This is a genomic window from Vibrio sp. 10N.261.54.E10, assembly GCF_002877735.2.
Taxonomy (GTDB): domain Bacteria; phylum Pseudomonadota; class Gammaproteobacteria; order Enterobacterales; family Vibrionaceae; genus Vibrio; species Vibrio crassostreae_C.
The window spans coordinates 595,357-610,969 of sequence record NZ_MCXE02000003.1 but is presented as its reverse complement, the minus strand read 5'-3'; the positions used below and the strand labels follow the sequence as shown (position 1 = coordinate 610,969).

General features: G+C 41.2%; 15 protein-coding genes and 1 pseudogene. 8 read left to right on the top strand and 8 right to left on the bottom strand.

Translation table 11 applies throughout. From position 1 onward, the window contains the following. The first annotated feature begins 29 nt into the window (after nucleotides 1-29). Entirely contained in the window at nucleotides 30-1,181 is a 1,152-nt protein-coding gene (locus BCU07_RS21740) for a murein hydrolase activator EnvC family protein (protein ID WP_102428033.1), read from the top strand. Nucleotides 1,182-1,243: 62 nt separating this feature from the next. On the opposite strand, the gene BCU07_RS21735 is transcribed toward BCU07_RS21740, so the two are convergent. After that, nucleotides 1,244-1,882 (bottom strand): TetR/AcrR family transcriptional regulator, encoded by a 639-nt coding sequence (locus BCU07_RS21735; RefSeq protein WP_017063104.1) that lies wholly within the window; start codon nucleotides 1,880-1,882, stop codon nucleotides 1,244-1,246. A gap of 125 nt (nucleotides 1,883-2,007) precedes the next feature. Further along, nucleotides 2,008-3,171: pseudogene (locus BCU07_RS21730) on the bottom strand (nucleotide sugar dehydrogenase). Between the two features lie 152 nt (nucleotides 3,172-3,323). Here BCU07_RS21730 and rfaD point away from each other — a divergent pair. Further along, nucleotides 3,324-4,265, top strand: a complete 942-nt coding sequence (gene rfaD, locus BCU07_RS21725) for an ADP-glyceromanno-heptose 6-epimerase (protein ID WP_102428034.1) — start codon at nucleotides 3,324-3,326, stop codon at nucleotides 4,263-4,265. A gap of 82 nt (nucleotides 4,266-4,347) precedes the next feature. On the opposite strand, the gene BCU07_RS21720 is transcribed toward rfaD, so the two are convergent. Both BCU07_RS21720 and BCU07_RS21715 read right to left on the bottom strand, forming a co-directional pair. Next, the gene (locus BCU07_RS21720) at nucleotides 4,348-5,055 is read right to left on the bottom strand and encodes a 3-deoxy-D-manno-octulosonic acid kinase (RefSeq protein WP_017066285.1); all 708 of its coding nucleotides are present in this window, start codon (nucleotides 5,053-5,055) and stop codon (nucleotides 4,348-4,350) included. Between the two features lie 12 nt (nucleotides 5,056-5,067). Then, complete coding sequence (locus tag BCU07_RS21715) at nucleotides 5,068-5,445, bottom strand: diacylglycerol kinase (protein WP_017066286.1); 378 nt, start codon at nucleotides 5,443-5,445, stop codon at nucleotides 5,068-5,070. Nucleotides 5,446-5,607: 162 nt separating this feature from the next. Here BCU07_RS21715 and coaD point away from each other — a divergent pair, with 162 nt between their 5' ends. From coaD to BCU07_RS21685, 6 genes are all read left to right on the top strand, one after another. Next, entirely contained in the window at nucleotides 5,608-6,090 is a 483-nt protein-coding gene (coaD, locus tag BCU07_RS21710; RefSeq protein ID WP_017066287.1) for a pantetheine-phosphate adenylyltransferase, read from the top strand. 367 nt (nucleotides 6,091-6,457) lie between these two features. Next, entirely contained in the window at nucleotides 6,458-7,438 is a 981-nt protein-coding gene (gene lpxM / locus BCU07_RS21705) for a lauroyl-Kdo(2)-lipid IV(A) myristoyltransferase (RefSeq protein ID WP_102428035.1), read from the top strand. Continuing rightward, the gene (locus BCU07_RS21700) at nucleotides 7,422-8,744 is read left to right on the top strand and encodes an O-antigen ligase family protein (protein WP_157939981.1); all 1,323 of its coding nucleotides are present in this window, start codon (nucleotides 7,422-7,424) and stop codon (nucleotides 8,742-8,744) included. The genes lpxM and BCU07_RS21700 overlap by 17 nt, the downstream gene beginning before the upstream one ends. 4 nt (nucleotides 8,745-8,748) lie before the next feature. Next, a complete protein-coding gene (gene waaF, locus BCU07_RS21695; protein ID WP_017066290.1) occupies nucleotides 8,749-9,798 on the top strand; it encodes a lipopolysaccharide heptosyltransferase II in 1,050 nt (349 codons plus the stop codon). Nucleotides 9,799-9,801: 3 nt separating this feature from the next. Then, entirely contained in the window at nucleotides 9,802-11,070 is a 1,269-nt protein-coding gene (gene waaA, locus BCU07_RS21690; RefSeq protein ID WP_017066291.1) for a lipid IV(A) 3-deoxy-D-manno-octulosonic acid transferase, read from the top strand. After that, nucleotides 11,071-12,066, top strand: coding sequence for a glycosyltransferase 52 family protein (locus BCU07_RS21685; protein ID WP_102428037.1), 996 nt, complete (start codon nucleotides 11,071-11,073; stop codon nucleotides 12,064-12,066). It abuts the gene before it with no gap. A gap of 6 nt (nucleotides 12,067-12,072) precedes the next feature. On the opposite strand, the gene BCU07_RS21680 is transcribed toward BCU07_RS21685, so the two are convergent. Genes BCU07_RS21680 through neuB form a run of 4 tightly spaced genes read right to left on the bottom strand, consistent with a single transcriptional unit; the run spans nucleotide 12,073 to nucleotide 15,593 of the window. Next, a complete protein-coding gene (locus BCU07_RS21680) occupies nucleotides 12,073-12,765 on the bottom strand; it encodes a cytidylyltransferase domain-containing protein (RefSeq protein WP_017066293.1) in 693 nt (230 codons plus the stop codon). Further along, entirely contained in the window at nucleotides 12,765-13,826 is a 1,062-nt protein-coding gene (locus BCU07_RS21675) for a nucleotidyltransferase family protein (protein WP_017066294.1), read from the bottom strand. The genes BCU07_RS21680 and BCU07_RS21675 overlap by 1 nt, the downstream gene beginning before the upstream one ends. Nucleotides 13,827-13,873: 47 nt before the next feature. Then, entirely contained in the window at nucleotides 13,874-14,527 is a 654-nt protein-coding gene (locus tag BCU07_RS21670) for an acetyltransferase (RefSeq protein WP_017066295.1), read from the bottom strand. Beyond that, nucleotides 14,520-15,593 (bottom strand): N-acetylneuraminate synthase, encoded by a 1,074-nt coding sequence (gene neuB, locus BCU07_RS21665; RefSeq protein WP_102428038.1) that lies wholly within the window; start codon nucleotides 15,591-15,593, stop codon nucleotides 14,520-14,522. Before neuB ends, BCU07_RS21670 begins: the two co-directional genes overlap by 8 nt. Nucleotides 15,594-15,613: the final 20 nt, after the last annotated feature.

Below are 15,613 nucleotides of genomic sequence, written 5' to 3'. Positions count from 1 at the left end.
CAACCTACAAGTAGATGAATAACAACTAAATGACGATAATGATGAAACAAATTCGAGCCATTAGTTCAACTCTCCTGATATCAGCGAGCCTCTGTGTTGCTCTTTTATCTACATCGTCATTTGCTGCATCTCAAGGTGAACTGAAAGGTGTATCTAGCGAGATATCTCGCCAACAAAAGAATCTATCCTCACAACAGAAAAAACTCGATAGCCTACAAGCGAGCCTCAAAAAACAAGAGCTCTCCATTGCTTCGCTTGAAAAAGCTATCCTAGACAGTAAAAAGCAGCTGAATACCGCTAATGCTAATATTGCGAACTTAGACACCAAGATAAAAGCGCTCACAGCGCAGAAAAAAGTCCATACCGATAAGCTAGAGCAACTAATTCAAACTTACTACATGACAAGCCGCGCTAAAGCCTCATCGCACATCCTCAATACAGGTGTCGAAGAAGATCGCATCAGCCATTATTACCAACATCTTGCCAAAGCCCGCTCTGCAAAAATCAAAACGATTGAACAAACTCAACTTGATCTAGAAGAAAGCCATAAGCAGCGCCAACTTGAACAAGAGCAAATCGCGACCCTGTTAAAACAACAAACCACCAAGCGCGATACTTTAGCCAAAACCCAAACACAACGTAAGAAAACTGTTGGTAGCATCAAGAAGAACATTTCGGGTGACAAAAACTATTTGGCAGAACTTCAGCGCAATGAAACGCGCCTTAAAGCTGAAATAGCGAAAGCAGAGAAGGCAGCTCGAGAAAGACGTAATGCTGTACCTATGGACGGTTTAGCTAAGCGTAAAGGCAAACTGCCTTGGCCGATCAAAGATAAAGTTCTACATAACTACGGTTCACGTCAAACGGGGCAAATTAACTGGAAAGGCATGGTGATCAACGCCAAGTACGGTCAGCAGGTAAAATCCGTTTACTCAGGTACGGTGGTATTTTCCGAGTATCTGCGAGGCTATGGTTTAGTGGTTCTTCTCGACCATGGTAAAGGTGATATGACGCTCTATGGCTTTAACCAAGCACTACTGAAGAAAGAAGGTGACAAGGTTAAAGCGGGTGAAGCCATCGCGCTTGCAGGTGACACTGGCGGCCAAACACGCCCATCATTGTACTTTGAAATTCGTAGAAACAGCCAAGCTCAGAATCCAAAGAGTTGGTTGGTTCGATAAAGGGCAGATACGGGATTCGAGTATCTTTCTTCGAATCCCGTATATCGCTTACTCGTCTCTTTCTATTTAGAGTTCAACGCCCTTACACCATCTTCCAATAATGTCAGCTGCTCAAAACCTTGAGCTGTCGCAATCGGTTTAACCGTCGCGATCATCTGCAGCATTCCTTGATGAACCACTTGCTCGGTAATTTGAGCTTTTGGAGACATCGCAGATTGATACGCCAACCAACCTGATGCAATCAAGTGAAGAGACGTCACCATCGATTTCATTTCCGTATCCGTTGCTTTGAGCAGGTTCAACTCAACGAAGGCTCGCATGATATCGACAAGATTCGTTTGCAGCTTTTCTTGTACGGCCATGTAATCAAGGTGGAGTTTTTCATCACGTGACAATATTTCAGGCAGATTCGCATAGAAGAATCGGTACTTCCACATCAGTGTGAAGATAGAATCTAAGTAAGTCTTTAGTAACGTCAGGCTTTCTTGTTGGCCTTGAATCGGTGTGAACCTTTCAAGCAACTCTGTTGAATAGAGCGTAAAGATGTCACGTACAATTTCTTGTTTGTTACGGAAGTGGTAGTAGAGGTTACCAGGGCTAATCTCGATATGCTCAGCAATATGATTGGTCGTAATACTACGCTCGCCGTGCTCATTAAAAAGCTCTAGAGCAGCGTAAACAATCTTGTCACGTGTTTTCATTAGTTATTAGTATCCCTATCCGTTTAGTGGTTCAGTATATCGCCACTAAGCGGATAGATCGAGCTGATAACATCTGGTCGAATTAGCAAGCGCTAAAATTCACCTTCAATCCATAATACCTTTGATCAATCACTGCCAAAGAGGTCTCGCGTGTAAACCTTATCTGCAACGTCTGATATTTCATCGACCATTCTGTTGGATACAATCACATCCGATACGGCTTTAAATTCTTCCAGATCAGAATAAACCTTCGAGTTAAAGAAATGCTCTTCTTCCAACACAGGTTCGAACACAACCACTTCTATACCTTTAGCTTTCAAACGCTTCATGATGCCTTGAATCGACGACGCACGGAAGTTGTCCGAGCCGGCCTTCATGATCAAGCGATAGATACCTACAATTTTAGGCGAGCGCTTAATAATGGACTCCGCAATAAAATCTTTACGGGTGCGGTTAGCGTCAACAATAGCGCCCACAATGTTGTTTGGTACATCTTGATAGTTAGCTAATAACTGCTTGGTGTCTTTCGGTAAGCAGTAAGCACCGTAACCAAATGAAGGATTGTTGTAATGATTGCCAATTCGAGGGTCTAAACCCACACCTTCGATGATCTGACGAGAATCCAAGCCATGCGCTTCGGCGTAAGAGTCGAGCTCATTGAAATAAGAAACACGCATCGCCAAGTAGGTATTCGAGAAGAGCTTTACTGCTTCCGCTTCTGTGGAGTGAGTAAACAGTACGTCGATATTCTCTTTTTCTGCGCCTTCCACCAGAAGATTAGCAAATACTTTAGCGCGTTCCGAACACTCACCAACAATAATGCGTGATGGGTGTAGGTTGTCTTACAGGGCTTTGCCTTCACGTAAAAATTCTGGCGAGAACATAATGTTTTCACAGTTTAAATCTTGCTTAACACGCTCAGTATAACCAACAGGTACCGTTGATTTGATCACCATGACGGCATTCGGGTTAACCATCATTACGTCACGAATCACCGACTCTACAGAACTGGTATTAAAGTAGTTCGTTTTCGGGTCATAGTCGGTTGGCGTAGCGATAATAACGAAATCTGCATCTTGATACGCTTGCTTATCGGTTGTGGCTTGAAAACTCAAAGCACGATTAGCCAAAAACTCTTCAATCTCTACATCCATGATTGGCGATTGCTTGTTGTTCAACATCGATACCTTTTCTTCGACGATATCAACTGCAACAACATCATGATTCTGCGCCAACAACATCGCATTGGATAAACCTACATAACCGGTACCCGCAACTGCAATTTTCATGATAATACCTATAATTTCGAGTGCTTACTGCGCACTTACCTAAGACTAATCTGCTCATATCATACTCTGCTTAAGGAATTATTCCACTAGCCCGTCTTTGTCATTCCTTGCTATACTCGCGGTAGTTTTATATTCAAAAGAGTAGGAAAAATATGATTATCGTAACTGGTGGTGCTGGCATGATCGGCAGCAATATTGTGAAAGCACTCAATGACGCAGGCCACAACGATATTCTAGTTGTCGACAACCTCAAGAACGGTAAAAAGTTCAAGAACCTTGTAGACCTAGACATCACTGACTACATGGATCGCGACGACTTCCTAACTCAAGTTATGGCTGGCGATGATTTCGGCCCTATTGAAGCTATTTTCCATGAAGGTGCTTGTTCGGCAACGACCGAGTGGGATGGTAAATACATGATGCTCAACAACTATGAGTACTCAAAAGAGTTACTGCATTACTGTGTTGAGCGTGAAATCCCCTTCCTATATGCCTCTTCAGCTGCAACTTACGGTGAGACAGAGACGTTCATCGAAGAGAAAGAGTATGAAGGCGCATTAAATGTCTACGGTTACTCTAAACAACAATTTGATAACTACGTTCGTCGCCTAACCGCGGATGCTGTAGCGCATAATGAGACGTTACCTCAAATTACTGGTTTCCGTTATTTCAATGTTTACGGCCCCCGTGAAGATCACAAAGGCAGCATGGCCTCTGTTGCTTTCCACCTAAACAACCAAATGAATGCTGGTGAGAACCCTAAACTGTTCGCAGGTAGCGAAACATTCCAGCGTGATTTTGTTTATGTCGGTGATGTTGCAGCAGTAAACCTGTGGTTCTTAAAAAATGGTGTTTCTGGCATCTTTAACCTAGGTACAGGCAACGCAGAGTCTTTTGAAGAAGTCGCAAAAGCAGTAATCACGCACCATGGTAAAGGCGAGATTGAAACGATTCCTTTCCCTGAGCATTTGAAAGGCGCTTACCAAGAGTTTACTCAAGCTGACCTTACGAAGCTTCGAGCAGCAGGCTGTGATGTGGTATTTAAAACCGTAGCGCAAGGCGTTGCAGAATATATGGATGTAATTAATAGGTAACAGGGCGTAGAACTAATAGATAGTTCGCCCTGAAGGTCTATGGGTAAGAAAAAATGATACGATAAGCTCATGGATATGGGCTTTATATTACCGAGTGATAACCAGCCAGCAGCGATTTAAAGTCAGATTCTTGCCAATGGATATGTCGCTTATCCAGCTCTTTCCTGAATGATCGGAGTAGCCTATCTAAATTTGATTCCTTCCAACTGTCGCCTAATTGCTTATAGCATTTGTCAAAATCGATGATCCAAGCATTGCCTTGGTCATCAAGCAAAATATTATGAATATTCAGGTCTGTGTGATTCACACCCACCCTATGCATCTTCTGAATTTCTTGGCCAATTTGATGATACTGCTCTTGAGCCAGCGCTCGATCTAAAAGCAAATCGACTAAATCTTTTGCATTGTGTATTTTATCAGTCAGTAAATCCGCTTGATAAGTTAAACCGTTCTTCTGGGCACGTGCCGCAATTGGCTTAGGTACGTTAACACCAGCAGAGCTTAACTCACTCAATAGTTGATATTCAGCATAACTGCGAGTATTTTCTAAGGTTGTAAACCAGTAACTGTCTTTAATTAGTTTTCCGAACAAGCCACCACGACGATAATGGCGAAATGCTGCCGGAATACCTTTTAAATCGACGAACCATGTTGTACCTCGCCCTTCTGCACTGCCGATAATTGCATTATTCTTTTGCCAATAAGTGATATCAAATAGCAATGACGGGGTAATATTAACTCGGGACTCATCGAACCAAATATGCACATCATTACTTTCAAAGTATTTCATAGTATACCTGACCTAGAAGAAAAGAATGTAACACCACGTGAACATGGCAAACATCAATGCGACCATAACAGCCGCCGAACCTATGTCTTTTGCTCTACCACTCAACTCATGTAATTCAATACCTATACGATCTACGACAGCCTCTATTGCAGAATTAATCAGCTCCACAATCAACACGAGAACCACGGTTCCGATCAGAGCAACTCGCTCTATCATTGAGACATCAAGGAACGTCACAAGCACTATAGCAATAACGAGTAAAGCTATCTCTTGTCGAATCGCAGCTTCATGTTTGAAGGCAGCTTTCAAGCCTTGTATGGAATAACCTGTCGCTTTAATGATACGTATCAATCCTGTGTTACCCGGTTTACCGTGGTTATTATGTGTCATATCTATGCCAGTCGTTAAGTGAGTTCTCAGCGTTAAGTTGCTATTTTACATCCATCCGATCTCTCTGCATCATTTCAGCATATTTTTTGAGTCTTTATTTTGTAACTCACCCACAATGCATTATATTTGAGGCCTATTTCAAGCATAGTGAAAAAAGAAACCATGAAGAAAGCTATTTACCCCGGTACTTTTGATCCTGTGACTAATGGTCATATCGATATCATAGAGCGTGCTTCTCAATTGTTTGATCATGTAGTAATAGGCGTAGCAGCTAGTCCTAGCAAGAACACACTATTTAGCTTGGATGAACGTGTCTCACTTCTTAAAGAAGTCTGCCAACCCTACTCTAATGTATCCGTTGAGGGGTTTAGTGGGTTGCTGGTTGATTTTGCTCAGCAACAAAAGGCAAATGTACTCGTTCGCGGCCTTAGAACTACCATGGATTTTGAGTATGAGTTTGGGTTGACCACCATGTATCGCAGGTTAAAACCCGATTTGGAAAGTATCTTCTTAACACCAGCTGAAGAATATGCGTTCTTATCTTCAACTTTGGTTCGAGAGGTGGCTATTCATGGTGGTGATATAACCCAATTTGTACCTAAGGCCATCAATGCCAAAATCAATCAAAAACTAAGTAATAAATAGCGACCACGGTAAATGTAGACCTATTTATGAGTAGTGAAACGGTACTGACTCCGTTGTTGTTTACCTGATATAATCCACCTAACATTTTGCATCAAGGAAGTTTTATGATCACCGTAATTTGCGATGCTGGCATGGTTGGCGTTGAAAAACACTTAGCACATACAAGTATGTAGGCCTAAGACAACAGTTGGAATTCTCCAATTTTTCGCGATGACAACATTGGTTCGCTCAGTACTTTTTACTAAGATTAATATGAATCAACGCTGCTCAAACAAAGGTGAGGTATCTAAACCTCCTATTGTATTTAGCCTCTTTCAAAGCAGGGCAAATAATGCCAAACAGCTCAATTTTCTAAAATAAAGACCTTATGATTAGCAGAAACGATTATGACCCAAAAGCTTATGACCCTACTTTTCAGTGGGCTTTTTTGGCACCTAAATACTGGGGAACATGGTTTATTGTATTGTTGATGTTTCCTGTTTCATTGCTTCCTATTTCATTTCACCATGCATTGGCGAACTTTTTTGCAAGACGATTATCTAAGTCGCAAAAGGGGCCAGCACACAGAGCTCGAGTAAACTTTCATCTGGCTTTTCCAGAGAAAAGCTTTGCTGAGCGTGAGCAATTGATTTATCAAACTCTCTATACTGCAGGTGTATTCATACTGAGATTCGGACTTTTAACTGTGCGATCGAAAGAATGGCTTCAAACTCAATGTCGCTTTGAAGGTGAAGAGCACCTAACTAAACATCTGGATAACGGTGACAATGTCATTTTGCTGGTGCCACATAGCTGGGCAATTGACATACCGGCAGTGTTTCTAGCGTCAAAAGGCTTGCCTGTCTCAGCCATGGCTAAAAGACAGAAGAATGAAGTCAGCGATTGGTTAATGCACAGACAGCGCGTGCAATATGGGGGGCGAGTTTACGAGCGTAGCGGAGGCATCAAACCATTCATAAAATCAATCAAAAGTGGTTATCTCGGATACTATTTGCCAGATCAAGATCATGGCCCTGAATTAAGTGAATTTGTAGATTTTTTTGCCACAAAAAAGGCAACTCTACCCGGAATAACCAAATTATCTAAGCTATCTAAAGCTAAGGTTATTCCTTTGTTTGCCTCAATCGATCAAAAAACAGGCCAATATGTTCTCGAACTGCAATCGGTACTAGAATGGCAAGATACCGAGAGCGAGGACGCAAGGCAAATGAACCGAGTTATTGAGACCTTCGTTAAATCAAAGCCAGAACAGTATATGTGGATTTTACGGTTATTTAATTCGCAACAAGATGGCCGCCGAGTTTATCGAGATGCTATCAAAAAATATGATAATGATTGGAAAGTATAACCAAGTGATTACTAAATTGGATAAAAAAACATTGATAGCTGCAGCAACAACCTCTTTGTGTATGGCTTTTTTCATAATTATGAACATTCAAGGCGAGTCTTACAGACTAGCACCGTTTGGCCTGCTAACTCTATCTTTAGCATTAATTCTATTGAATAGACTCAGTTTCAGCAGCCTAAAACCTTTCACATGGTTAGTAACCGGACTCTTCGTTTACTTTTTAGCTTATGTCATTTCGTTTATATATCACGATGAAACAGCAAGCATACTCGATATGCCGAGCCGAGCTGTATTTGCAGTATTGGTGTTGATGGCATTAATTAAATACCCACCCAATTTGCAAGCTGTCTTATGGGCTATTCCTATTGGGGGAATAGTAACTGGACTGGTAGCTCTGTACTTTCAGGTGGCTTTTGAGACTAGAGCATTCTATGGCCATGGTTTTATGGTCATCCAGTCATCAGGGATGGCTGCATGGGTTTCTTGCTTATCTTGCGTTGTGGCAGGCTTTGCTTTAGAGCAACTAAAGTATCAAGACTCTGTTCTCACCAGTTCAACCAAAACGCTAAAATATTTGTTAGCAGTAGCGTGCTTGGGTGGTGTTATGGCGCTAACAGCAAGCCTACTCTCTGGAGGCCGAGGAGCTTGGCTAGCGACCCCATTTATACTTTTAGGTATCGCATTTCTTTATCGCTCGATTTTTACCAAAAAAGTTACTTTAGGAGTGATTATTGCGTTCTCGATCATCGGTACTTTAGGTTACCCACAAATTCAACCTCGTATACAAACGATGGCGAAGGAGCTGCAACTCTACAATACAGGCCATATCGAAATCGATAACTCAAGTGGAGCGAGGCTAACACTTTGGCAAGGCGCTTACTTCTCTTTTTTAGAACACCCTATATTAGGGGTTGGTCGTTCGGGTCGCCAAGCTGACAAAGAAAGACAAGTAGAAGCTAAGCTGAGCAATCCAGCTATCTTGAGACATATTGGGGCTCATAACCAATACCTCGAAATGCTTCAGACAAAAGGACTAGTTGGCCTCACGGCTATCATATTCATGTTTTCGACTAGCAGTTGGTTTTTCATAACCAAATTGAGAGAAACTGTTTCAACTAAGAAGCCACAGGTTAAACTCGTCGCCATACTTGGCTTAGTGCATGTCGCTTCAGTAATGGGTTATTGCTTGACTCAAAATTATCTTAATCATCATTCCGGCATGCTACTGTATGTGGTTGGGTTAGTTATTATATCTTCACTATTCACCGTAATAAATAATGAAAACCGCATACAAGAGGTAGATTAAACTCATGAAAATACTCGTAATTGGGCCGTCATGGATTGGTGATATGGTAATGAGTCAATCCTTGTATATCACCCTAAAAAAACGTTTTCCTGAATGCGTCATTGATGTAATGGCTCCAAAATGGTGTATGCCTATCTTAGATAGAATGCCTGAAGTAAACTCAGCAATTGACATGCCGCTAGGACACGGACAATTTGAATTTTGGAAGCGACGTGCGCTGGGAAAACAGTTAAAAAATGCGGGCTATACGCATGCTTACGTTTTGCCTAAATCGGCGAAGTCTGCACTCATACCTTGGTTTGCTGCTATCCCTAATCGTATTGGGTGGAGAGGTGAGTTCCGCTACGGGTTACTCACTGATTTAAGATCGAACATGAAATCGTTCCAATATATGACAGAACGATATTACGCACTGGCTTACCCAAAAAAGGATATGACGGGTTCAGAGGTTTTTGGCGGAATAGAAAAATCACCTTACCCCAAATTACACATTGATAAACAAATACAGTTAGACACACTCAAAAAATATGACTTAGATACAAGTTCAAAAATAATCGGGCTGTGCCCAGGGGCTGCATTTGGCTCTGCAAAAAAGTGGCCAGAACATTATTATGCTCAAGTCGCCGAGAAAATGTGTAGAAAGGGTTATCAAGTTTGGATATTTGGTTCTCAAGGTGATCTTGATGCATGTCAAACCTTATATGATCTTGTTCCAAATGAGCTACATCCACAGTTGTCTATCTTGGCTGGTAAAACCTCTCTAATAGAAGCCGTCGATCTTCTTGCTGCATGTGAAAGTATAGTCGGCAATGACTCTGGTTTACTGCATGTCGCTTCGGCATTAGGCTGCCATGTTGTAGGAATATACGGCCCAACAACACCGAAATATGCACCACCGTTAACTGATAACAAAGATATTGTGTACACAGAGATTGAATGCTCACCTTGCGCAAAACGAGAGTGTCCATTAGGCCACAATAAATGTATGAATGAATTACACCCTGATAGAGTTCTAGCACGCCTTGAAACTTACCAGGCAAAGTTGAGAAATTAACCAGTGATCATCCGCTTTATATACACGGCCCTACTGACACTAGCTGCACCTTTTCTGCTTTACAGCCTGTATCGAAGTCACTCGAGCAAGCCAGCATACGGTAAGCGATGGGCGGAACATTTCGGTATCACACCGAAATTGACAACCAATCTTCGCCCTATCTGGATTCATGCTGTCTCTGTTGGCGAGAGTATTGCTGCAATACCACTTATCAAAGAATTAAAAAAAAGACACCCTAAGCAAACTATTCTGGTGACTACAACGACGAGCACTGGTGCTGAACAAATCGGAAAACTAGGTGATCTCGTTGAACATCGTTACATGCCGATCGATTTTGGCTTTGCTGTTAAGGGCTTTCTAAAAGCGGTGAGCCCAACACAAATGTTGATTATCGAAACCGAGCTTTGGCCGAATACACTTCATCAAGTATCTAAGTTTGGTGTGCCAATAACGGTCGTGAACGCAAGGCTATCTGAGAAATCTCGAAATAATTACTCAAAGTTTCAACCCGTCTTCAACATCATCGAACCTTGTCTGACCAACATACTTTGCCAAACTAAATCTGACGCTGCACGTTTCGAACGTTTAGGTGTAGATAAAAACAAGCTGGCTATTACTGGTTCAATTAAGTTTGATATACAGATATCAGATGAAGTCAGAGAAAAAGGCAAAACACTAAGGAAGGAACTCGGCGAAAGTCGCCCAGTTTGGATAGCTGCTAGCACTCATAAGGGTGAGGATGAGCAAGTGCTAAAGGCTCATGAAAAAGTTTTAGAATCACACCCTAACGCGTTACTCATTCTTGTCCCTCGTCACCCAGAGCGATTTGATAGCGTCTTTGAACTTAGTAACAATGCTAATTTTAACAGTGTAAGACGAACTTCTAACCAAACCATCACCGCAGAAACTCAAGTCTACCTTGGTGATACTATGGGTGAGATGCTAACACTGATGCGCGCAGCCGATGTGTGCTTTATGGGTGGAAGTTTACTAGGAGATAAAGTTGGAGGGCATAATGTATTGGAACCTATAGCACTTGAAGTCCCTGTCATTATAGGACCAAGCTACTTCAATTTTAAATCTATTGTCGATGAGTTAATTCAGGTTCAAGGGATTACAATCATTCGATATAAAGATGAGATAGCTAAATCAGTCAGTGACTACTTTAGAAAACATGAAGATATTCAAGAGTGCATTAACAACTCTCTATCCGTTGTTTCTCATAATATCGGAGCATTACAAAAAACCATTTCTATTTTGGACAATAAATAAATGAATTTATTCCTAGTCACATCACCTTTTCAATATATATGCGCACTTGAGGCGAAGGAGTATTTTCATTGTAAAAAAAATATTCTTCTTTTAGTCAACCAAGATACCGAAATTGGTAAACTACATCAAAGGCAATTATTTTCAGAAACAGATTGGACTCATGTTGTAGAAGTTAGCAGAAAGAACCGTAGCATCAATATCCCAAATGCGATAAAAAAAATAAAAAAAATAACCTATGGGGGGAGGGTTAATTACTTCTTTTACTCGGAATACACTAGCTGGAGAAAGAATCTAATTATAAAAAACCTAGAAATAGAAAAAGAAATATACTTTGACGATGGTACTCTTACATTAGCTGAATATCCTAAATACATTCAAAAAAAGTCCGCTTTTTACCGCCCTAGATTAATTCAAGATTTAGTCATAAGGTTAAATGGTTGTAAGCCAATTGGACACTTGCAACAATCAGAGAATCTTGAGCTATTTACAATATTTAGCTTTAATTTCCAAGGTCACACTGTTCATAAAAATACGCTTGGGAGATTGAAGTCTGAATATGGAAACCCTAGTCTTTTTAATCCAGATGCTCCAATTGGGTATATAGGACAAGGAGCTATAGGAGATAAGCATCAAAAGTCTGTCGCTGACTACATAGAAAGTCTAGATAGCCTTGCGATGTCTAGTAGCAGGAAAATAATATACTTCCCTCATAGAACAGAGCGAGATGAAGTAAGGAGAACTTTAGAAAACAAAGAATATATAATATATCACCGAAGTGAATATCCTCTGGAAATAGAATTAATCGACAAAAAAATTGAACTATCAGGATTCGTAGGTACTTATTCAACAGTAATGTTTACTTGTAGACTACTTTATCCAGACATGCCTATTTATACGATATCCGATGACTACCCTGACAAAGTATTGCGAGAAGAATTAAAGAGGCAATTTAAATCTATTAATATAAAAAAAATAAATAACTTTAAAGACCTATAATTAGAATCAGAGCCTTTTATTGATAAAAAACTCTGCCAAATCAAAATCTAATTGCTGGTCGATATCGAATGAGTCTTTATTTTCCATAACATAAGCAAAAGATTCATTCGTATAACATATATCTCGACATTTAAGAAATTTACGAACATCAAATATATAAATCGCCCCATTAAATCGGTAAAATCCCTCCAAATCCTGAGAGCGTTTCAAGGCTTCAGGGCGAACAAACTCTCCCAACGAACCATCATCAGGTAAAGTGTTCGACCAAGTAGGTGGATGCTCGCATGGAGTAACAGAAACAACAGAAGAAGCTTGCTTTTTCACAAATAATTCCAAAGCTTGGTCAATATGTACCGCGGTACGTAACGGAGATGTTGGTTGAAGTAAAACTACGATATCAACATTATTCCCAAATTTTTCCAGTGTGTACGTCAAAACGTCAGCTGTAGAAGCGGTATCCGACGCCAAGTGACTTGGCCTCAATTCTGGCACATCTATTCCAAAGCTCTGTGCCACCTCTGCAATCTCTTGATCATCTGTACTAATAAATATTTGGTTTATATATTTGCTATCTTTGGCTGCTTCAATTGACCATCCTATTAATGGTTTTCCCGCTAAAGGAAGTATATTTTTTCTTGGCAGCCTCTTACTACCGCCGCGAGCAGGGATAAATGCCAATATTTTTTTAGTGTTAATCATCAAAACATCTCTAGGTTATGAATATCGGCTTGTGCACGATTAAAATCATCCATACGACCAATATCCAGCCAGTATTCATGAATTGGAAACATTAAAATATTGTCACGTAGATTCATATGCTCTTCGAGCAATGTTGGCATATCAATTCGATAGTTTTCAGGTACAGAAGCGATCACTTCAGGTGACACTACATAAATACCAGCATTCACAAAAAAACGTTGAATTGGCTTTTCAACCATACTGGTGATTTTATTGCCTTCACCATTGATTACCCCATAAGGAATCTGATAATCATACTCACGAACACACATTGTCGCGTCAGCTTGGTTCTCAGTGTGAAATTCTAATAATCGTTGAAAATCCACTTTCGTCAAGACATCACCATTCATCATAATCAACGGAAGGTCTTTAGGAAGACTATCTGGTAACAAACCAAGTGCACCGCCTGTACCTAGAGGAGATTCCTCATGCACATAAGTAATATTAATCCCTAACTCTGAGCCATCACCAAAATGTTGTTGGATTAGCTCTGGCATGTAGTGAGTCGAAATGTAGAAGTTAACAAAACCTGCCTTGATAAAACTGCGGATCACGGTTTCCAAAATTGGCTTATTGCCAATATGCAGCATAGGTTTTGGACACACATCAGTAAGCGGTTTAAGTCGCGTACCAAACCCACCAGCCATAATAAACACTGGGTTCTGATGTTTAGGCTGGTGAAGTGCACCATGAAGAGTTTCAAGACCAACAACTTTATCACTTGCATCGAGTAACGGAACCGACAATATTCCGCGATTGTCCATTAGACCAATCAACTCTTCTCGAGAAGAGCCTTCTAGTGCTGTCGTTGGATTAGTGTTCATCACCTTTGATACGGATTCAGTCAACGGCAAGTTATTTAGTAAACCACGTCGAATATCGCCGTCTGTCACAACACCAAGTAACGCTTGTTCTTGATCAACAACCAACACCACTCTTAACGCTTCATTATTAATGATTTCTAACGCGTCTCGAATTGTGCTATCAGGTTTTATTAGCACATTATTCCAACAATGACTCATGGCACACCTAATTTTAATTTCTTGAATGCTTGGTAGCTTACAGTAAGCTAATATGGCTCGATTATACATCTAAAAGGATAACATATGCTTTGCGCTGGTAGGGGTTTCGTTAAAATAGCACCCGCTCCAACAATTGAGAGCGCACCTAAAGTGATACCTTGTATCACAGTCGCATTCGCTCCTATATAACAACCATACTGGGTTTCTACTTGACCACACAAAGTCGCTTTCGGAGCAAGATGGTTGTAGGTGCCAATCTGGCAGTCGTGCTCTACAAGTACACTCGTATTGATAATGCTATGTTGCCCTATGGACGCACCTGTTTGTATAACAGCTCCTTCCATAATTTGAACACCATTTTCTATAGTTGCATATTCAGAGACAAATGCAGTTTCAGCAATGACATTTTCAAATCGATAGCCTAATCCAATGAAGTAACTCGCTATCTTTTCCCGCAAGTTAGATTTAGGCATCGCACCAATACCCAACACCAGTCTAACGTCATTGGGAGAAAACTGTTCTACGTCACTATCTTTGAGAAACTGCTTAATCCCCGAGAAAATCCGACGCTGGGAGACATCATCAGGGCAAATCACCGCGACTATCTCACGCCCTTGGCGAAGCAATATATCTGCAAGCACGCTCGCATGACCTCCCCCTCCGATTAGCACAATAGGCAACATAGAAGCAGCATTATTCAAAGATCAGCTCTCCAGCTTGATAAGCTTTAGAAGAAGAGCGTTCAAGCATATCCCAATAGCGATAAGGTGACATGCCATGACCCGGTCTCTTAATGGTGATATTTTCTGACGAAAACGCCTCACCTTCGGTAATATCACACGCAGCAACCAGACTTTTCCTTGCGACCGCTTTATTTTTCACTTCTGATACCGTCGGTGTTTTTACGTTACTCCCTAATGCCAACTCGACCTGTCGAATTGCGCTGACCATGGCCGTTAAGTCTTGAGGTTCAAGAGAAGCTTTGTGATCCGGTCCTTCCATGTTGTTATCTAGCGTAAAGTGCTTTTCAATCAACACCGCACCGCGAGCAACAGCTGCAATAGGAATCGTAATACCTTGACTGTGGTCTGAATAACCTGCAGGCAGGTCAAACGCACGACCTAAAGTGTTCATTGCTTTAAGGTTAATCTCTTCCATTGGTGCTGGGTATTCAGTCGTGCAGTGCAAGATTGTGACCTTACTCTTAAGCGCTTGTTGACCTTTATCAGAGGCATAAGCTTCCTGGAAGGCCTGCACAGAAGGTATGGCGTTGTCATCAGCAGTGTAACCAAATGCAATCACACCTAGCGCGATTTCAATTTCCGATAGTGTCGCCATACCAGTGGAGACAATCAAATCACACCCAGTTCGAGCATGTTCTAGTACGAGAGGGGCATTAGTAAGTTCACCAGAAGGCAACTTCAAGCGAGTTAACCCTAGATCGTTTACTAAAAAATCTAGGCTTTCTGAATCAAAAGCGGTTGATAAAAACTCAATACCGAGTTGCTCACAATGCTTAACCAATTGATGGTGAGCATCATAAGAGAGCTCTAAGCGACTAAGCATAGCTAATTGCGACTCTTGTTTCTGCGTGTTGGCAGCCTGATATTCCGCCTGTTTCGCGTCTTCAGTTACAAGGTTTTTTGCCTTAAACGTCTGAAACTTTACAATATCAGCACCCGCTTGATAGGCTGCATCAACAAGCTCAAATGCCAGTTTTTCATCACCATTATGGTTTACGCCTGCTTCGGCAATAATCAGAGTCATACCGCTCTCTCTTTCGTTAT